We start from the raw sequence: 19,667 nt of genomic DNA, 5'->3' as shown, positions 1-19,667 counted from the left end.
TAATTAAAAAAGTGGGGATGGGCATCGCCTCACTCAAAAACGGTCAATCATCTCTTAAGGTGAAAGACAAGAAGCCTACATCGTAATCTTTGATTCGGTGTAGGAGTATGTCACTGAAATCGATATTGACAAAATCTTGATTACCTGGTGCTAAATTGGGTGGTGTAATATCTGGGATACTAACTGCATAAAAATCAAGAGTCGAGAAATTGCGATAATGATTCGTTACTCCTAAAACTCCTAACAGCAAAACTCCCCAAATCCAACCTGATTTTTGAGACTTATGACTTCTTTTTTGATATTCTCGTTTGCTAGGCATTGCTTTTGCCCTTATCTAAATCTATTATTACTAGTATAACTCAATTTATTTTTAAATCTAATTATATTTCTTAATTATTTTATAACAATTTGAAGATAAGTTTATTTGGTATAATGGTTGACAGAAATACTTGTAATTGTTATATTCACTTAAAGGTATATACTTAGTTGAGTAAATTAATGAAAATAAAGGAGTTATGGGAAAAATCTTTACCGTGGTTTATAGTTAGTGGAGTTACTGTTATTATCTTACTACTGAGTCAACCATGGCTGTGGTCAACAGAAACTATTAAACAACTTAATCAGTATTTACCTTGGTTATTGTCATTTTCCTGTTTATCCTTCGGTATATTATTAGGAATAACGGTTTATACTCTCGAAAAAACTAAAAAAGATTATTATAAATTATTAAGTAAAGAACCAACTTGTCAGGATATAGCTAATAAGTGTAAAAGTTTAGAAACCTGTAATTATAATCTCAATTTACTAGTTAATTTAGGAAGTTTATTACAGATTTGTTTTAAAGTTTCTGAAACTAAAAAAGTTCTCCAAAAAATCCTACCCGAGATGTTTCCTGAAACCTCGGGAGGAGTATTTATTTATAATGAATCGAAAACAAATTTAACAGCGATCGCCACTTGGGGAGACTATTGTTATGCACAAACGGTGTTAACTCCTCATGATTGTATCTGTTTACGTCAAGGTAGTGTATATTTGATTGAAAATGAACAACCAGAAATATCTTGTCAGTATTGGGCGAAACCAATTAAAGGAACATATATATGTATCCCTCTCATCGCTTTAGGAGAAATTATCGGGGTGTTAGCTTTAAATTATGATCAACTCCCCCATTTAACACCAGAGAAAAAAGAAATAGCGATCGCCACTAGCAGACAAATTGCTTTAGGAATCGGAAATATACAATTAAAAGAAAAACTGCGGGAAGAAAGTATCAGGGATGGATTAACGGGGTTATACAATCGACGCTATTTAAACGAATCTTTAGAAAGAGAATTATGTCGGGTTAAACGTACTGGTCAATTTTTAAGCGTAATTATGCTGGATGTGGATCATTTCAAGTATTTTAATGATACCTTTGGTCATGATGCGGGAGATGCGGTACTCAAGGAGTTGGGTAATTATCTCAAACACAACATTCGTGGTGAAGACATTCCCTGTCGTTATGGGGGTGAAGAATTTACAGTCGTATTATTGGGAGCTAGTTTAGAAGATACTCTTAAACGTGTTGAACAAATGCGAGATGAAATTAAAACTCTCAGAGTAAACCGTGGGAAACAGTCTTTATATAGTATTAGCGTTTCTATCGGGGTAGCTTGTTTTCCTGAACACGGAAACACCGTAGCTGAATTAATCGAAACCGCAGATATCGCTATGTATCAAGCGAAAGCAGAAGGAAGAGATCGAGTGGTTTTAGCTAGTTTGTGAGAGTAGATGACAGACTTCAGCATCGGTTACTTGATTAAAATTAGCGTACCAATAACTAATAGAATCAAGAGATTGAAGTTTCAGTAGAGAAATAATCCTATCTACTTTGCATTGGAGTTGAGAAAAGATTCTATCACAGATAATAGGGGTAGCGATAATTATCTCTTGAGGTTGTTGATGTTTAACCGAGGTAATCGCCGCTTCCATAGTTGCACCTGTAGCGATACCATCATCTACGATAATCACTTTTTTTTCTGCTAAGCTTGGATAGGGACGATTTCCCCGATAGAGTTGTTCCCGACGATGCAATTCTTGTAATTCTCTAGTTTTTACCTCCTCAATCATTTTTGGTGTGACCCGACAAGATTCTATTATACTAGGATTAAGAACCGTAATCCCGTCACTAGCGATCGCCCCCATAGCCAATTCTGGATGTGAAGGTACACCTAATTTTCTGACTACACAAATATCTAAAGGTAAACTCAGATTAGAGGCGATCGCCGCAGCTACGGGTACACCTCCTCGGGGTAATCCCAAGACGATTAGATCAGGTTGTTGATAATAATTAGCTAAGCGTAGAGATAATAACCTTCCTGCTTCTTGACGATTAGCTAGTATAGCTGTCATCATCGATCACTGCTTGTTGGTAACGAAACATTTCGGGGCTAGAGTCACCATATACCCCTTCTATCTGTTCTAAACAACATTGTATCGCAAAATCATTAAACTCTGCCACTTCTACTCCAAACATATCAGCAAAGATATCGGGTTTTACTCTACAAAAGCGAGGGCGATCGTCATAAATGCGACATTCTCTAGTAGAGTGGTCAAAATTAATGCACCAACCATCGTCTCCTACTAGATTTAAATATTGTTCCATTTCTTGAGGAGAGAGATAGTCACCTAAATCAGGGCGATCTGTTGGATCGAGATGACAACAAGCACCACAAAGTTTTACACAACGCCAATTTTTCATATTTTCAGATAATGAATGATTTACCATATATTTTAGCTAAAAAGGCAGAAGACAAAAACCAGACAATATACTTGCAAGAATCAGTGTGGGAATATATCACGGCTTTAACCAAGATAAAACAAAGCGATCGTAGAGTTTTTGTATTAACCAACTAATTATAATAGTTAAGGGTAAAGCCACCCCTAGAAGATAAATTACTTGTGCTGTTTCACTACTAGGAAAAAACACAGATTTAGTAAGAGAAAAAATAGGACGATGAAACAAATACATACCAAAGCTGACGTAACTCATCTGCTCAATTAATCCCGTATATTTTACTCGGTTCATAATTTGATAACTATACAAATAAAATAAGATTGCCCCAAGATTAATAAAAAATATTTCTATACCTAGCCATTTCATAGTTAAGTATCCAGTTATTTTTAAGACAAATAAAATCACAAATATGATAGTTAAAATAAATTGTTGTTGTTGAAGTTTGTTTAACCATCCTGGATTAGCTCTTAACCACATAGCTAAAGCAAAACTAGGAAAATATAAGGATATCTCACTAGTGCCTTTAAATAAGAAAATTAACCACAATAAACCAGTTAAAACTAGATAAATAGTTAGATTATTAGCGTATTTAAGTAAAAATGGCGCAACCAAATAAAAAATCATAATCATGGTAATAAACCATAAAGTATATGGCGCAGGAGGAAAAAACATTGATAAAAGGAAAGCAGCTTTAATCAGAGTCTGACTATTAGCAATATCTTGCCAATAAAAAAGTAATAAAGCTAAAGCATAAAGAGGATAAATACGTATCAATCTTTTGCGCCAAAAAGTAATAATATTTTGCCAATTAATTTTCAAATTCTTACTAGCAATTAAATAACCAGAAATAAAAACAAAACTAGCTAAAATAATACGAGTTAGATTGTGAGTAAAGGGATTATAGTAACCACGAAAAGCTTGGGTATAGTTAAAAAGATGCCAATAACTAACTATATAAAAAACGCTGATACCACGAATTAAATCAATACCATAGTTTCTCTCGGGTTTCACTTTTTTGCTCTTCTGGTAACTTTATATGTAGTAATTATTAAGTAAAACTTGTTAGTCAAGATTAGCTGGTTTTTTTCTTCTATAGTAGTACAAGCTATATAGCTTTTTTCCCAATCTTAACATCTGGATAAATTAAGACATTTGCTCCTATAATTGCCTCATCATCAATTGTTATGGGCTTGTAGGTAAAAGTATCATTTACTCTCATATGACAAATTAAATTAATTTTCTGAGTTAGTTAAAGGTCGAGGATCGTACCATTTAAAGTGTTGGTAACCTGTGCGAGAGATTTCTTGAATTAAGGTTCTCGCTTGGGGATCATTATGAGGACGTTTAACCATAATTGCTACTAAATAACGTTTACCGTTGGGTATATCCACGATTCCCGCGTCTGCTAAAACTGAACCTATGTCACCAGTTTTATGAGCCACAGTAGCGTTACTTTCTACACCTTGGGGAATCAGACTATTATTTTTAGTCGCTGTCATAATGCGCAAAAGATGATCGCGAGAGCGTAGAGAGATTAATTTTCCCTCGCTGATTTGATTAAGTAACAAGACTAAATCTTCTGGTGAGGTAGTATTTGTTCCTTCTAAATCTGGTAAATCTTGACGGATTGCTGTTACCGATAAACCCCAGTCTCGAAAACGTTGATTTAGTGCTTCAGCTCCACCAAGACGATCAATAATCATATTGGTAGCCGTATTGTCACTCGTGACCATCATGTCGGTAGCGACTTTCAGGGCGCTAAATTTTTGACCAGATCCTAGAAACTGCATATTTCCTGAACCACCAGCGCGGTGTTTTTCCTCCATAACCAGTAGTTCATCGAGATAAATTTTCCCTGCATCTACGTCTTGAAAAAAAGCAACTAAAATCGGTATTTTAATCGTACTAGCTGCCGAAATAGTACTATCACCGTTAAAGTTAACGTAAGCGTAGTTATCTAAATCTATAAAAAATGCTGTAGCTTCTAATTGAGGATATTTAGCCGTTAAAGTTTCTAGTTTTTGTTGTAATAATAATAATTCTTCTCCTAATTCGGGGGTAGGATTATGATCGCTAACTTCAGCAGATGGAATAGAGAATAAATTTAGCTCAGAGAGATGATATTTTTGGGGGTTAACTACTGATAAAGTTGTCCCTGTGAGAGTTCCTACCCCAACCCCTAGGATCATTAAGCGACTCAGATAAGCGCAAAACTTAGCTAGAGGTTGAGGTAAACCAGAATTATTGCGATTGAGAGGTTTTAACATTGCCGTTTTACTCCTCTTCAAAAGAAAAACCAAAGTTTAACTCTAAGATACCTATACCTAGTTCTTCTGGATCTAACAACTTAACGGGAAATAAGGCTAACATATCTTTTAATTGAGGGTCACCTGCAGTACTACCAGTGATGCCCATGGCAATAACTATACCACAATTTCCCTGATTAGCTACAGCAGCTTGATACCAATTTAAGAGTGTAGATTCATCCTCATCCTCATCCTCATCCTCATCAGCAAAGAATTCCCCGATTAAATAGAGTTCTCCGTCGTTGGTTTGAGCGATCGCCAAATCATAGCTAATCTCAGCGAAGCTATCCTCTCCTTTGGTAAAACAAATACCCTTGAGTCCCCCTGCTTGTTGAATTGTTTCAATCATACTCTGTGCTTTAGGGCGAGAAGTTTGGATCAAAAAGATAGGTAAATCACCTGTGGGACAATTTTCTTGATCCTGTACATAAGTTTGAGTGCGTTCAGTAAGTTTACTAATGAGTTCTGCTGAGAAGACATCGAGACGATAGATAGCTTCTTCAAGCATTAATTCATGATTAATGGGAAAATCAAAGCCTTGCTGTTGAGTTGCTTGAGATAATTCTGCTTCTTCGAGCATTTCTAATAACTCATCGGTTACCTCTGGCATAGTTGCCACTGTCACTAAGACGGTTTCTTTGTCATCTTCACCTAGAGGAATGGTAACCCTATGACGTTTTTCGATAGCTTCGATGGTATCTTTACTTAATTTACTGGTTGAACTGCGGTAAAACTGTAATAAAGCCTTTAACCCCAGATAAATAGCCTTAGCTTCTTCTTCCTCTTGGATAGGGCGAATACCTTCGAGTGGATGAACACTACCATACATAGGCATAATTGCCGCATTGGGTAAATCAGCTAGGTCAAAATCATCGTCATCCTCGTCGAAGTCGAACTCATCAGGGGCTGGTTCGTAGCTTAAAAACCAACAATCCTGACCTAAAAAAGCATTTTCTAGATGTCCTAGGGATTCTTCTGATAAAACCGCTGAGCGAAATTGTTTCATTGATTCGAGGGAGCGGTAGAGAATTACGCCGTATTTTTTACCGAGCATACCCATAACACAAGCGTAGAGAGTAGTAATATCCCAGCGGTTAATGGATAGAGCTACGATATCGTGGTCAGCTAATAAATCCCAGGGGGATTCTTCCCAAATCTCATTAGCGATTTCCTGGAGTAGTTGTTGACTGTGGGGAGAAATTTGATTTTCTGATGGCTCTTCCACAAATTCAAAGGTCCGAAACAATTCATCAATCAGGGGTAATTCTGGTACGTAATCTACGTTGATATCTAAGTCTTGGATCGCTCCTCGCAGAAAGAATTGTATTTCCCGATTTTGGACGATGATTTTTTGTGGTCTAGAGGGTTTAGCAGGACCATGGGGATTTTCTATCCCTCGTAATAAGGTCCTGACTACTGCTTCTAATCCCATTTCTGCGGGGACAACATCCATGGCTCTGACTTGTCCTTCTACCGCATCTACCCAGATGATACATTCCCGATTATCTTGAGGGCTATTGCTTTCATCTGGATCTACCCCCGACAAGGGACGGCGATCGCCTTCCCAAACGCTGGAGTTTTGGGGAATTTTTTTTAACCGACGCATAGTTGTCTGAGGCAGAGCATTCATAGGCTTTTGGCAATTTATTTAATACGCTAACTGGCTATTTTATGTTGTTTTGAACAGGATGCTAATAGTAAACCGTATTCGATTCCCTCCACCACCGCAAGATAGGAAGCATCTAATATATTAGTTGATACTCCTACTGTTGTCCAACGTTCTTCTCCATTGCTTGATTCTACCAAGACTCGGGTTTTTGCTGCTGTTCCTTTTTCTCCATCTAATATACGCACTTTATAATCTGTGAGGTGAAAAGAAGCTATCTCAGGATAGAATTTTACTAAAGCTTTGCGTAGGGCTTCATCTAGGGCTGATACTGGTCCATTGCCTTCGGCTACTTCCAGGAGATTTTTACCGTTTACTGCTACTTTAATCGTTGCTAGAGCGTTATTGGGGTTGTTTTCTCCTGAGTCTGAAAAAATATCACAATGGACTTGGAAACCTTGTAGGTGAAACATTTCTTTTCTTTTCCCTAATGCTTGTCTAATCAACAACTCAAAGCTTGCTTCTGCTGCTTCAAACTGATAACCTTGACTTTCGAGGTTTTTTAGTTGGGTGAGTATTTTTCTGGATGCTTCATCTTCTTTTTTCAATTCGATCCCAAAACTACGAGCTTTAGCAATAACGTTACTCAATCCGGCTTGTTCTGAGATAACAATCCTACGAGTATTCCCCACTACTTCTGGTTCTATGTGTTCATAGGTTAAGGGGTTGCGCTCCACTGCTGAGACGTGTATTCCTCCTTTGTGAGCAAAAGCGGAACGTCCAACAAAGGGAGCGTGTTCATCTGGTGCTAAATTCACTATTTCGCTAATCAAACGGCTGATTTGGCTTAGTTTTGTCAATTTTTGTTTGTCTAAGCAAGAATAACCCATTTTTAGCTGTAAATTGGGTATCACAGTACACAGATTAGCATTACCACAACGTTCTCCATAACCATTAAATGTTCCTTGTACCATTCTTACTCCTGCTCTAACTGCTTCTAAAGCGTTAGCTACTGCTGTTCCTGAGTCGTCGTGAGTATGAATACCTAGATTAATTCTTTGACCTTGTCCTAATTTCTCTACTACTTCGGTGACGATTTGCTTAATTTCATAAGGTAAAGTTCCTCCATTGGTATCACAGAGAACTAACCATTCTGCTCCTGCTGCTAATGCACTATTCAGGGTTAACAGGGCGTATTCGGGGTTATGTTTATAACCGTCAAACCAATGCTCGGCGTCGTAGATAACCCTTTTTTGTTGTGAGCGTAAATACTTGATGGTATCTTTAATCATCCCGAGATTTTCGGTTAAGGTTGTTTGTAAACCTTCAGTTACCTGGAGATCCCATGATTTGCCAAAGATAGTTATCCAGTTTGTTTCTGCTTTGATTATTTCCTGGAGTAAGGGATCTGTTTCTACTGGTTTATGGGGGCGTCTGGTGGAACAAAATGCCACTATTTCTGCTTGTTTGAGGGGTATTTCTCTGACTTTCCTGAAAAATTCTTCATCTTTTGGGTTTGCTCCGGGCCATCCTCCTTCAATAAAGTTTATCCCCAAGTCGTCTAGTTTAGCTACTATACTCAATTTATCTTCTATGGATAGAGAGATACCTTCTCTTTGTGCTCCATCTCTTAATGTTGTGTCATAAAGGAATATTTGTTCAGATTGATACATTATTTAGGTAAAAATTTAAGTAAACTTTAGATTATAGCATTGATAGCTTGGGTTATCCTTAAAGATGCTCCCTGACAACCAAATCTTTCTAAACCGTTGTCCCGACATTTGGCTAGGTATTCGGTATCAGCTAGGGTTTCTAACATTCTTACTGCTGCTTGTTTAAGGGTTTCTCCTGTAGCAGGTTCAGTCCCAATGGTTTGTACTGAAATTCCCAGTAATCTTGTTTGGGCTTCGGCGAATTGATAGGTAAATTGTGGTCCAGGTCCTGGGATCTGGATCACTGCTTTACCTATTGCTACGGCTTGATCTACTGCTAAACCGGCCATTCCGATTACTAGATCGCAATTACATATTATATCATTAAAAGCGTCTGCATAACAAATAACTTGGGCTTGACCATTGGTTAATTTACCGTTTTCATGTTGCCAACCTTGACTAGAGGCGATCGCTTCTAGTTCATTCATTACCCCAGGTACTAAAGCGGCGCGAAAGTTGATTTTTTCTCCTCCTGGTAGCTTCACTGTTTCTAAGACTAGGTCTAATTGTAAGCGAAAGTTGCGGATAGCTTCAGCTGGTCGAGATCCTGGTAATAAGGCTACTAAGGGTTGTCCTGCTACTAGTTGTAAGTCTTTCCCTGTGGGGATTAATCTATCTAAGGAGGGAATCCCTCCAAATTGTGTTTTAGTTAAGCCCTGTTGTTGTAAGTCTTTGGCTGTATAAAGATCTCTGGTAAATACGGCTTGACATCGTGATGATTGTAAAACCTGCCACAGAATTAAGCCTAGGTTTAATTTCCCTTCGTAAAGACTCGATAAACAAGAAATAAAGGAAATAAAGGGTAACCCTGTTAAATAAGCAAAGGATTGACTAACTACGTCTCCTGTAGCCATGATTAAGTCACAACTAGGCGCATAATCTAAGACTGCGCGCAATTGTCGCCAAGTTAACCCCACTAAACCTGCTTGTAAGTCTTTAAATAAGTGTAGGGGATTCATATAAAAAAAACCCCCCGAGGGCATTACTTGAGTAGGTCCGATAATGGGAATATCTAGGGACCTATAGGCCCTACCTTCTCCTACCAAGGGCATCGCTGCTATTTCTAGGTCTGGTCTTTGTTCTTGTAAGGTTCTAATTACATAGGAGGAGTGGTTATCTTCTCCGTGACCATTGCTGATAAATAAGATTCGTTTAGACACTCTCTGGTTGGTTTTAAATTTATCGTTACCAATATTAACATAGTCTTTATTTTTTGATTTTAACTACAAATATTAATAAAATCTAAAGATATGGGGATCAAGGTTGACTAGGTAATTATTGATTGTTAAACTATACTTATCAGTTGAAAAACTCTTTTAGAGCCAATTTTAAAATAAAAAAATGACTAAGACACAAGTAATAATTGAGGTTTGTTGTCCTAATTGTGGTGCACAAGCTCAAAAAACTATTTTAGATAACAAGATAGTACAGACTAGCTGTCCTAAATGTGATTATCTGCTGATCAGTTGTCTCCACACTGGTAAAGTAGTGGAAGCTTATGCACCAGGATTAATATTTACGCCTCATTCCTAGCTTGAGAAGCTCTTAATTGTCCACAGGCTGCATTAGCTGCTAAACCTCTCGAATAGCGTACACTAAAAGCGACCTGTTTCTCTGTTAAAATGTCAACAAAGTCTTGGACTCTTTGTTTGTCGGGACGTTGGTAGTCTGCTTCGCTGATAGGATTATAGGGAATCAGGTTAACGTGACTTTGAAACCCTCGCATTAGCTTAGCTAATTCTTGGGCCTGTGCGGGAAAATCGTTGACGGATGCTAACAGGATATACTCAAAGGTTACCCGACGTCCTGTGATATTTACATATTCCCTAGATTCGGTTAATAGTTGTCCTAGGGGATTGTGTACCGCGGTTGGGATGAGTTGTTCTCGTAACTCCTGGTTAGGTGCGTGTAAACTCAAAGCAAAGGTAAGCTGTAAACGTTGTTCGGCGAGTTCCCTAATTTTACCCACAATACCTACAGTAGAAAGAGTCAGCGATCGCCCTCCTATCCCAATATCTTGATTAATCGAGCGCAAAGCCACTAAAACCTCTTTGAGGTTGAGTAATGGCTCTCCCATACCCATAAAGACTACGTGAGATACCCGACGCTTAAAGTCGTTTTGCACAGTAAGCACTTGGTCAATAATTTCGTAAGCTTTGAGATTACGCTTAAATCCACCTTTGCCAGTAGCGCAAAAATCACATTGCATTGCACAACCCACTTGCGTAGAAACACAAACCGTTAAGCGTTTAGAAGTAGGAATACCAACGGTTTCCACGATTAAACCATCTTCGAGACCTAAAAGATATTTACGGGTTTTATCAGGAGCTATGTTACAATGTTGAATAGTGGAGCGACCGATCGCAGTATCGACGATTTCTTCTCGCCATTGTTTAGGGAAAACCGAGATTTCCGAGAGCGATCGCGCTCCTTTATGATATAACCAGTCGTAGAGTTGTTTACCTCGATAACTTGGTTGTCCTTGTGTTTCTACCCAAGTAGTCAATTCAGGGAGAGATTTACCTAATAATTTGGTACTAGTTTTAGTCATGTTGTCGTTATTTATTGATTAATCAGGGGGATGTTCCTGCAAGATTTGGCTAAGTAATTGCGCAAACCCATCATCTCCGAGACGTTCCATTGCTTCGATGAGCAATTTTGGGTCAGATTTAACGGGTCTATTGGGTAACAATAGAGCAAGATGAGTCACAAACTGTTGTAAATCGGCACGAATTTCTTTACGTTTAACTTCTAACAATTTTACTGTACGACGGATAGAACGTTCTCTACGTAGTTCAACTGCTAAAGCATCGGGAGTAGAGTAATCAGACATAGTGCAGTTTCCTTCAGACTAGGAATAATTGTATTTAAACCGATTTACTAACCAATCTGAGGGGATTATTACAATATAGCAAAATATATCAAGATTTTAATAAATAAATATAAAAAAAGTTACCTAATTTTAGGGAATAAAGTAACAGCATACTCAGTTTTACCAGACCAATTGTGATATTATAGAGTATAATCCCGTGCTTTTTTTGCCACCTGAGAAAATCTTTATGACCGAAACAGTCAAAGAATTAATTATAGCTAATCCAATTGTTTCTTTTACCATTCTCCTACTTACCAGTTTAATTGTACCCCCACTGTTTGAAAAAATAAAACTACCTGGTTTAGTGGGGTTATTACTAGCTGGTGTTTTATTAGGACCTAATGGTTTAGGGTTACTCAATCCTAAGACAGAAACAATTAAATTACTCTCAGATATAGGTAAAATTTACCTAATGTTTATCGCAGGGCTAGAAATAGATTTAGTAGCCTTTCGACGCACGCGGAATCATTCTATAACCTTCGGGTTAAGCACATTTACTGTACCTATTATCACGGGAATTTCTATCGGGTTATTTTTTGGTTTTGGACTAAATGCAGCTATTTTAATAGGATCTCTGTTGGCTTCTCATACTCTCTTAGCTTACCCTATTGCCCAACGTTTAGGAATAGTACGCAACGAAGCGGTTACAGTCACCATTGGGGCGACTATTTTTACGGATATTGGCGCTTTATTAGTATTAGCGGTGTGTATCTCTATCCATCGAGGGGAGTTTTCTTGGTGGGGTTTAGTATTGCAAATCGCGGCATTAGGGGTTTACTCGGTAGTAGTTTTATTTGGTTTAGATAGTCTAGGTAAAGAGTATTTTCGGCGCACGGGAAATGAAGAAGGAAACCAATTTCTCTTTACCTTATTAGCTTTGTTTCTGGCTTCGGTTGGAGCACAAATGATTGAGATCGAGAATATAGTGGGAGCATTTTTAGCTGGTTTAGCTGTCAATGATGTCTTAGGCAAAAGCGTAGTTAAAGAAAAAGTAGAATTTGTCGGGGGAGTATTATTTATCCCCTTTTTCTTCATTGGTATGGGGTTATTGATTAATTTACCTCTATTTATCCAAACTCTCCTAGAAGATTTTGGCTTAGTTTTAGCCATAGTAGTGGGTTTATGTGGGAGTAAATTTATCGCTGCATTTATAGTCAAAATCATCTATCATTATCGTTGGGATGAAACCTTAACTATGTGGTCACTGTCTCTACCACAAGTAGCCGCTACCCTCGCTGCTGCTTTTGTGGGTTTAGAAGCAGGATTATTAACAGAAGCGGTATTTAATAGCGTTATCGTCTTAATGTTGGTTACCTCTACTTTAGGTCCTGTACTAACTCAACGTTTTGGCAGTAAATTAGCAGTAGTCAAAAAAATTAATCCACCAGTAGAACCAGAGTTAGAGTTTAACTTCGATTCAGCCCCTTTAGAAAATAGTTTAAAGGTGATTGTTCCTGTTTATAATCCAGGTACAGAATCTTATTTAATCGAAATGGCGGGATTATTAGTTAATAGTCAAGGTGGTGGTAGAGTGTTCCCCTTGGCGATCGCTTCTTCTTCCTCGACACTTTTAACTGAGCGAAAATTTGCCGATAACCTATCTAGGACTCGTAAAGTCTTAGACAAAGCCACAGAAACCAGTCAAAAACTAGGTATCAACCATAAACTGATTTTACGCATTGATAATGATATCGCTTTAGGTATTTGTTACGCTGCTAGAGAAAGAGACGTTGACTTGATTCTCATGGGTTATCAAAAACTAAACACCATTAGATCTCGTTTACTAGGGAACATCATTGAGCAAGTTTTTCGTTCTAGTCATTGTAAGGTAGTAGTGATGCGGTTATTAAGCCAACCCGTTACCCTGAAACGTATTCTCGTTCCTATCTCAGATATGTCACCCGAGGGGTTAGATTTAATCAAATTTGCACGATTAATAGCTATGAGTACCCAAGGAGTAGTTACCTGTTTATATCATTGTCCTAGTGCTATTTCTGTGGCTAAACAAGAGGAATTAAAAACAGAGTTTGTCAATTATTTACTTAAGGATAATCTTCACGAAATTAATATAGAGGTTATCTCTAATTCTGATCACGTTGGGGTGATTGTCAATATGTCTCAATCTTTTGATTTAATCGTCTTAAGTGCCTCAGATTTTCAACCTACCCCAGGAATTATTGTTAGTGATTGGGGATCTCCTTTACTAAATCAGATTGATTGTTCCTTAGCTTTATTTAAAAAATAGTTATATTTACATCACAATAAAAGATTTGCCATTGATATTGTCCACCCTTTAATTCTTCCCAAAGTTGTCCTAAATGTTTACCTTGCCACTTAAAAGCAGGATCTTCTAAATTAGGATTTAACCAAGGTAAGCTTAAGGGGCGATCAATAACAATAGCCATGAATTCTTCTATTCCTTCTGTGTTAAATTGCAGATCTTCACACAAGGCATCTTCTTGAGGAATAAAAAGATTTTTGTCTCTCAACTGATAATGAGGTGCAAAAGCTTGAGAAGGTGTAATTAAATATTTAGTTATCTCACCTTGTAGGGTTTTGCCAAGATTAAAAAGGATTAAATAACTCTGTGAACAGTCTATCTCAATCTTAAGATTTAAAGGAGTATGAGCCGGGATTCTTTTCTTAGATATCCCAGGAGGAATCTTGATTCCTTTAGAAGCATATTCAGAAGAGAGAGGGCTAAATTCAAGCCAATTTCTACTAGTTTGGGCTGTTTGTTTCCAATTCTCCCAAATATAGTCTTGCAACCAAAGGGAATATTTATCACCCCATAACCACTGATAAACAATTTCCCAGGGACTTTTTGTTTGGGCTGATCTTCTCCCAGGTTCACCTTGTTGTTTTCCACAACCAATCTGATCTTCAGTAATACCATTTGCTTCTAACTCTTCTCGAAAAACATTGTTGATTTTTTTGATGATTTCTTTAATAGTTTGTGGTAATCCTCCTTCATAGTTTATTGCTTGTCTATCCCTTTGGGATAATCCCTTGGCAATCTCAGTAGTAGTGCATTGATAATTGTTAGGATAAAAGCGTTCTTTAAAGAGTTCATATTGTTTTTCAGAACGACCATGAGTAGGAAAAATTTGTTCAGCAATCTTGTCTAAATATTCTTTCTCTAGAGAAATCATGGTTATTTTTTAATAGCTGCTTAATCAAATAGTAGCAAATTTTTGAAAATCTAGTTGTACAGTTAATTTTTTCTGCTTTATACTTAAATTAAGTGTAATCTTAACAATGTATTATTCTATACCAAACAGACTTAAGCATAGGTGTTTATGGTAAACTTAACCAGTCATAATGTCGAGGAAATTACTCACGCTAAATTTTGGCTAGTTTTAGTAGGTATTAATTCTTATCAAGATAGTCAAATCCCTAATTTGAGATATTGTGCTAAGGATTGCAAAGCATTAGCAGAAACCTTGAAAATAGCAACAGCAGGATTTTGGCAAACAGAAATAATTGCTCTTTATGACGAAGGTGAAAAGTCTCCCAATCAATCAAATATTCTAGAAAGTATTCAAATATTCCGCAAAGCTAAACCAGAAGATCTAGTTTTATTTTATTTTTCTGGACACGGTTATCTGGATAATAATCGACCAATTTTATGTGTAGCAGATACAAATTTTGCTAATTTAGCAGCAACGGGATTAAAATTAGATACTCTTTTGGGTGAACTGAGACAATGTCAAGCAAAACGTCAACTAGTTTGGCTAGACGCTTGTCAAGAACAATATCAAGATAAATATCACCCAAATCCCACAAGCCAACTATTAGTTATTTTGAACGAGCAAGCAGAACAAAGTCAAGATTTTTCAGCAATGCTTTCTTGTGATAAAAATGAACGTTCTTGGGAAATTCCTGAACTAAAACATGGTTTATTCACCTATTGTTTGATTGAAGGTTTAAAAGGTAAAGCAGCTAACCCTGAAGGTCAAATAAGTGCTGATAGTTTATTCTATTATGTCAAAGACAGTAGTTATAAATATATTGAATGTAAAAAAAATATAGCTAGAGTTAATGATGTATCTAAGGGTATAGGAGGAACTCTAAAAAAAGCATCTAATCAATTAAAAGTTAATCGTTTTTCTGTTAATATCTCTCAAACTCCCCAAACCATCATTAGAGGAGGAGGAGGTAGAGACTTATTGATTGGCTTAGCTAAACAGTATAATCAGAGAAAAGCTTTAATAATTGATCAATTATCTTCCTCAGCAACTCAGATAAAGTTATGCAAAATACTGAAAACTAAAGGTAACTTTGAGGTAGAATATTGTTATTTGCAATCTCAACTTGAACAAAAAATAGCTAGCTATTTAGAAACTAATCAACAGACATTTATCCTCTATTTAGCAGGAACAATAACCTTAAATCAAGTGGGAGAATCTGAATTAAAATGTGGGCAAAACAAGCTAATTAATCTGAATTGGCTAGGAGAAAGATTAAGAACTTCTCCAGTTGAAGAAATTATAGTGATTGCTGATCTTGTTAACGAAAATGGACAAATTGAAGATTTAACTAATATCTTCAAACCTGACCAGAATAAATCTTTATGTTTAATAACTTCAACTACTAGTGAATCTAATCAGCGCAAATTTCTTGATCAGTTAATTAATATTTTAACTATAGCTGGAACATCAAACAAAGAATTTTGGCTAATAGAATTAATTACTCAATTACAACAATGGAGTCAATCACAATCTGATCTTAACTTAAGATTATGGTTACCTGGTTCTCTTGAAGTAAGAGAAATTTTAACAGTAGAAGTACAACGTTCTGATAATAACGTATTTACTCTTAATCTTTGTCCTTATAAAAGTTTACAGGCTTTTAACCAAGATGACGCTTACTTTTTCCATGGTCGAGAAGAATTAATCAGAGAGATTATTAACAAATTTCAATCTACTGATTTCTTAGGTATAGTAGGAGCTTCAGGTAGTGGTAAATCTTCTGTAGTCAAAGCAGGAGTAATACCACAATTATTAACTCAAGGGTTATTTTCTCTCACATTAAACAAGTATCAATCCTGTCAGTGTTGGGTAATTATTCCTGGTGATAATCCCTTAGGCACCTTAGTTAAAACATTAGGAATAAATAATTCTAATTTAGACAGTGATTCTTTTAGCTACTGGTTAAAGCAACAATCACAAGAAATATCAATATTAGTCATTGATCAATTTGAAGAATTATTTACTTTAACAGCAGAAAAAGACAAAAAAAGTTTTCTAAACATTATCTTAGAAACAATCAAAAAAACACGAGAGTCTTTCCGAGTAATTATAACATTAAGAAGTGATTTTTTAGATCAATGTTTAAGAATGAGTGAATTAGCTCCTCTGATTAGTAAATCTCAAGTTTTAGTACCTTCTTGTCGTCTAGAAGATGAACAATATCGACAAATGATTGTCCAACCAGCCCAAAAAGTTGGATTAGAAGTAGAAGAAGGGTTAATAGCTTTACTATTAAAAGAATTAACAGAAGGGAGTTTACCATTATTACAATACGCTTTAGAGGAATTATGGCAAAAGCGTAGTCAAGGAAAATTAACTCTTCAAGATTATCAAAAGCATATTGGTAAATTAGGCAAATTTTTGAGTAATAAAGCTCAAGAAACTTATGATAAATTAAATAAATATGAAAAAGAATGCGCTCAGTTTATTTTTCTTTCCTTAGTATTTTTGGCTAAAAACAAGGAAGAGTTGAATAAGGAAACTCGCAATCGTATTCCCCTATATACCTTGCAAATTGATAAGTATAAAAATGTTTTAGATTCTACCTTAAAAGCGTTAATTAAGGCTAGATTAGTGGTCGTTAATAGAGAAGAAAATAATCCAGCTACTCAAGAGCAAGAAAAAACAACGGTAGAAATAGCCCATGAAATCATCTTACAAGATTGGGAAACACTGAAAGAATGGTTAGATACCGATCGCCAAAAGTATCGCTTTATTAAAGAAATTGAACACAAAGCAGATGAATGGAAAGTCAATGGAAAACAAGATGATTTTTTATTATCTAAAGGAGCTTTAGCAAAATATGAAGAATTTTATCTTAACCATGCTAATTATCTTGGTCCGAATAGTCAGGAGTTGATTAATGCTAGTATTCGAGCTAGAAAACGTCGGAAACTTTTGCTTAGAGGAAGTGTAACAGGATTTATTGTCTTGATCTCAATGGCTTTAATAGCAACCTTATGGCAACTACGCCAAGCAACTAATAATGAAATTAAAGCTCAAATCGCTTTATCTAATGCTCAATTTGCTTTTAATCAGCGTCTTAGCGCGGTTGTAGAAGGAGTAAAAGCCTTGAAAGAGCTTCAGCGACTGCAAAAGTGGAATTTTGCCACTAAGGATACTCAAACCAGGGTAATAGAAGCTTTTCCACAATTAATTTATGGAGTCAGAGAATCTAATCGTATAGAGGGTCATAATGATAAACTCGAAGATGTTCGTTTCAATTCTGATGGAACACTAATGGCTACAGCTAGTGCTGATCATACTGTGAAAATTTGGACAACCGAGGGTAAACTAGTAGGAAATCTTGAAGGACATCGTAATTGGGTAAATAGCATTAGTTTTTCTCCTGACGGAACACAAATTGTTACGGTTAGCTCCGATCAAACTATCAAAATTTGGCAACTTGATTGTGTAGAATTAGAAGGCGATCGCTGTATTCGATTTAATGAGCATATATCACCGAAAACTTTGACAAATCATACAGGTTGGGTCATGGATATTAATTTTAGTCCTGATGGTCAAACCTTTGCTACAGTGAGTTTAGATGGTACAGTCAAATTGTGGAGTTTTGATGGTCTTCTACTTCAAGATATACCCATAGAAACAGAGGTTTGGGGAGTTAGTTTTAATCCTGATGGTCAGATTATAGCTATTGCATTGGGAAATGGGAATACTCACTTACTCACTCTTGATGGTACTATTATCAAAACCCTTACAGAGCACTCAGAAAGAGTAAGAGATGTTAGTTTCAGTCGGGATGGTGAACTATTAGTTTCTGTCAGTGATGACGATACCGCTATAATTTGGACAGCTGATGGTACTTTGTTACAACGTTTAGAACATCAAGCTAATGTTAATCGTGTTAGTTTTAGTCATGATAGTCAGAAGATAGCTACAGTCAGTGACGGTGACAATGAAAACGTTAAACTTTGGACTAGAGACGGTATTTTACTAAACACTTTTAATGGACATACTGCTAAGGTTAAAGGTGTTAATTTTAGTCCTGATGGTCAAACCTTAGCTACAGCTAGTTGGGATTCTACTCTGAGATTGTGGAGTTTGGTTAGTCTGATGCCTAAAACTCTAGAAAAGCATCATGATGATAATAGGGTAATGACAGTGAATTTTAGTCCTGATGGGGAATTGTTAGTATCAGCGAGTTGGAATGAAAACCCTAACCAAGATCAACAACCAAAAACCATTATTCTTTGGACATCTGATGGAACTTTTGTCAAAACTCTAGAATATAATCAAGGGGCAAATGTAGCTAGTTTTAGTCCAGATGGTACAATGATTGCTACAGGGAGTGCGGGGAGAGACACCACTGTTAAACTATGGGATAGACAAGGAAATCTCATCGCAACCCTTGATCGACATCAGGATTATATCAGAGATCTCAGTTGGAGTAGAGATAGTCAAATGTTGGTTACTGCTAGTGGTGATAGTACTGCTATTTTATGGACTAGAGAAGGTGAATTTATTACTCAATTGATTGGTCATGAAGACGCGGTTTATGGAGTAAGTTTTAGTCCAGATGGTGAGATCATCGCAACGGGAAGTAAAGATAATGATATCAAACTTTGGACTAAAGAGGGTCAGGAAATTAAAACTTTAGAGAGACAACATAGTAATTGGATTTGGAAGGTTATTTTCTCTCCTGATGGTCAATTAATTGCTTCAGCTAGTGAAGATTCAACCGTTAAACTTTGGCAAAGAGACGGAACATTTATTAAAACTTTGAGAGAACATACCGATAGAGTTTCAGACATTGCTTTCTCTCCTACTAGTGATTTAATAGCTACAGGAAGCGCTGATACAACTATTAAACTTTGGACAACCGATGGTCAGTTATTAACAACTTTGGAAGGACATAATAATCGAGTCATGTCTGTGAGTTTTTCTCCTGATGGTAAAGTGCTTGTTTCATCTAGCGTTGATGGAGAAATAAAACTCTGGAATCTAAACAATTTTCTATTCACCTCTGATTTAGATATTTTGTTAATCAATGGCTGCAACTGGATAGGAGACTACTTAACCTATAATCCCAATCTTAGTGAAGAAGATAGAAAAATTTGCGATGGTATAGATAGTTAAAAGGATTTTGATTTAATTTGATTTAGACCCTATTTTTTTTCCTTAAC

At 36.5% G+C, this 19,667-nt stretch carries 15 protein-coding genes; 4 read left to right on the top strand and 11 right to left on the bottom strand.

All coding sequences use genetic code 11. From position 1 onward, the window contains the following. Positions 1 to 43 precede the first annotated feature (43 nt). A complete protein-coding gene (locus tag EA365_03955) occupies positions 44 to 319 on the bottom strand; it encodes a hypothetical protein (protein TVQ47268.1) in 276 nt (91 codons plus the stop codon). Positions 320 to 498: 179 nt separating this feature from the next. On the opposite strand from EA365_03955, the gene EA365_03950 reads away from it, so the two are divergent. After that, positions 499 to 1,764, top strand: a complete 1,266-nt coding sequence (locus EA365_03950; GenBank protein ID TVQ47267.1) for a sensor domain-containing diguanylate cyclase — start codon at positions 499 to 501, stop codon at positions 1,762 to 1,764. Here EA365_03950 and EA365_03945 read toward each other — a convergent pair. From EA365_03945 to EA365_03915, 7 genes are all read right to left on the bottom strand, one after another. Next, positions 1,750 to 2,391 (bottom strand): phosphoribosyltransferase, encoded by a 642-nt coding sequence (locus EA365_03945; GenBank protein TVQ47266.1) that lies wholly within the window; start codon positions 2,389 to 2,391, stop codon positions 1,750 to 1,752. The genes EA365_03950 and EA365_03945 overlap by 15 nt on opposite strands. Next, positions 2,372 to 2,740, bottom strand: coding sequence for a YkgJ family cysteine cluster protein (locus tag EA365_03940; protein ID TVQ47265.1), 369 nt, complete (start codon positions 2,738 to 2,740; stop codon positions 2,372 to 2,374). The genes EA365_03945 and EA365_03940 overlap by 20 nt, the downstream gene beginning before the upstream one ends. Positions 2,741 to 2,836: 96 nt before the next feature. Next, positions 2,837 to 3,787: an acyltransferase gene (locus EA365_03935; protein TVQ47264.1), complete on the bottom strand. Its 951-nt coding sequence runs from the start codon at positions 3,785 to 3,787 to the stop codon at positions 2,837 to 2,839. A gap of 221 nt (positions 3,788 to 4,008) precedes the next feature. Beyond that, positions 4,009 to 5,043, bottom strand: coding sequence for a serine hydrolase (locus EA365_03930; protein ID TVQ47263.1), 1,035 nt, complete (start codon positions 5,041 to 5,043; stop codon positions 4,009 to 4,011). Positions 5,044 to 5,050: 7 nt separating this feature from the next. Further along, positions 5,051 to 6,712, bottom strand: coding sequence for a hypothetical protein (locus EA365_03925; GenBank protein ID TVQ47262.1), 1,662 nt, complete (start codon positions 6,710 to 6,712; stop codon positions 5,051 to 5,053). Between the two features lie 26 nt (positions 6,713 to 6,738). Next, a complete protein-coding gene (cimA, locus tag EA365_03920) occupies positions 6,739 to 8,361 on the bottom strand; it encodes a citramalate synthase (protein ID TVQ47261.1) in 1,623 nt (540 codons plus the stop codon). Positions 8,362 to 8,387: 26 nt separating this feature from the next. After that, positions 8,388 to 9,560, bottom strand: coding sequence for a hypothetical protein (locus tag EA365_03915; GenBank protein ID TVQ47260.1), 1,173 nt, complete (start codon positions 9,558 to 9,560; stop codon positions 8,388 to 8,390). Between the two features lie 181 nt (positions 9,561 to 9,741). On the opposite strand from EA365_03915, the gene EA365_03910 reads away from it, so the two are divergent. Beyond that, a complete protein-coding gene (locus EA365_03910; protein ID TVQ47259.1) occupies positions 9,742 to 9,933 on the top strand; it encodes a replication restart DNA helicase PriA in 192 nt (63 codons plus the stop codon). Here the strand turns inward: EA365_03910 and rlmN are convergent. Both rlmN and EA365_03900 read right to left on the bottom strand, forming a co-directional pair. Then, positions 9,917 to 10,951, bottom strand: coding sequence for a 23S rRNA (adenine(2503)-C(2))-methyltransferase RlmN (gene rlmN / locus EA365_03905; protein ID TVQ47258.1), 1,035 nt, complete (start codon positions 10,949 to 10,951; stop codon positions 9,917 to 9,919). The two genes, EA365_03910 and rlmN, sit on opposite strands and share 17 nt — an antisense overlap. A gap of 18 nt (positions 10,952 to 10,969) precedes the next feature. Continuing rightward, positions 10,970 to 11,233 (bottom strand): hypothetical protein, encoded by a 264-nt coding sequence (locus EA365_03900; GenBank protein ID TVQ47257.1) that lies wholly within the window; start codon positions 11,231 to 11,233, stop codon positions 10,970 to 10,972. 226 nt (positions 11,234 to 11,459) lie between these two features. On the opposite strand from EA365_03900, the gene EA365_03895 reads away from it, so the two are divergent. Further along, positions 11,460 to 13,517, top strand: coding sequence for a cation:proton antiporter (locus EA365_03895; GenBank protein TVQ47256.1), 2,058 nt, complete (start codon positions 11,460 to 11,462; stop codon positions 13,515 to 13,517). Here EA365_03895 and EA365_03890 read toward each other — a convergent pair. Continuing rightward, positions 13,507 to 14,424, bottom strand: coding sequence for a hypothetical protein (locus EA365_03890; protein TVQ47255.1), 918 nt, complete (start codon positions 14,422 to 14,424; stop codon positions 13,507 to 13,509). The genes EA365_03895 and EA365_03890 overlap by 11 nt on opposite strands. A 147-nt stretch (positions 14,425 to 14,571) precedes the next feature. Between EA365_03890 and EA365_03885 the strand changes: the two genes are divergently transcribed. After that, the gene (locus EA365_03885; GenBank protein ID TVQ47254.1) at positions 14,572 to 19,620 is read left to right on the top strand and encodes a hypothetical protein; all 5,049 of its coding nucleotides are present in this window, start codon (positions 14,572 to 14,574) and stop codon (positions 19,618 to 19,620) included. The last annotated feature ends 47 nt before the right edge of the window (positions 19,621 to 19,667 follow it).

Source organism: Gloeocapsa sp. DLM2.Bin57 (genome assembly GCA_007693955.1).
Lineage (GTDB): Bacteria > Cyanobacteriota > Cyanobacteriia > Cyanobacteriales > Gloeocapsaceae > Gloeocapsa.
The sequence above is the reverse complement of the archived record's forward strand: the minus strand, read 5'-3'. Positions and strand labels throughout refer to the sequence as shown.

Coding starts and splice junctions, on each gene's coding strand:
- EA365_03925 (TVQ47262.1), bottom strand. CDS start 6,712: ATGAATGCTCTGCCTCAGACAACTATGCGTCGGTTAAAAAAAATTCCC.
- rlmN (TVQ47258.1), bottom strand. CDS start 10,951: ATGACTAAAACTAGTACCAAATTATTAGGTAAATCTCTCCCTGAATTG.
- EA365_03930 (TVQ47263.1), bottom strand. CDS start 5,043: ATGTTAAAACCTCTCAATCGCAATAATTCTGGTTTACCTCAACCTCTA.
- EA365_03895 (TVQ47256.1), top strand. CDS start 11,460: ATGACCGAAACAGTCAAAGAATTAATTATAGCTAATCCAATTGTTTCT.
- EA365_03890 (TVQ47255.1), bottom strand. CDS start 14,424: ATGATTTCTCTAGAGAAAGAATATTTAGACAAGATTGCTGAACAAATT.
- EA365_03955 (TVQ47268.1), bottom strand. CDS start 319: ATGCCTAGCAAACGAGAATATCAAAAAAGAAGTCATAAGTCTCAAAAA.
- EA365_03945 (TVQ47266.1), bottom strand. CDS start 2,391: ATGACAGCTATACTAGCTAATCGTCAAGAAGCAGGAAGGTTATTATCT.
- EA365_03885 (TVQ47254.1), top strand. CDS start 14,572: ATGGTAAACTTAACCAGTCATAATGTCGAGGAAATTACTCACGCTAAA.
- cimA (TVQ47261.1), bottom strand. CDS start 8,361: ATGTATCAATCTGAACAAATATTCCTTTATGACACAACATTAAGAGAT.
- EA365_03900 (TVQ47257.1), bottom strand. CDS start 11,233: ATGTCTGATTACTCTACTCCCGATGCTTTAGCAGTTGAACTACGTAGA.
- EA365_03950 (TVQ47267.1), top strand. CDS start 499: ATGAAAATAAAGGAGTTATGGGAAAAATCTTTACCGTGGTTTATAGTT.
- EA365_03940 (TVQ47265.1), bottom strand. CDS start 2,740: ATGAAAAATTGGCGTTGTGTAAAACTTTGTGGTGCTTGTTGTCATCTC.
- EA365_03910 (TVQ47259.1), top strand. CDS start 9,742: ATGACTAAGACACAAGTAATAATTGAGGTTTGTTGTCCTAATTGTGGT.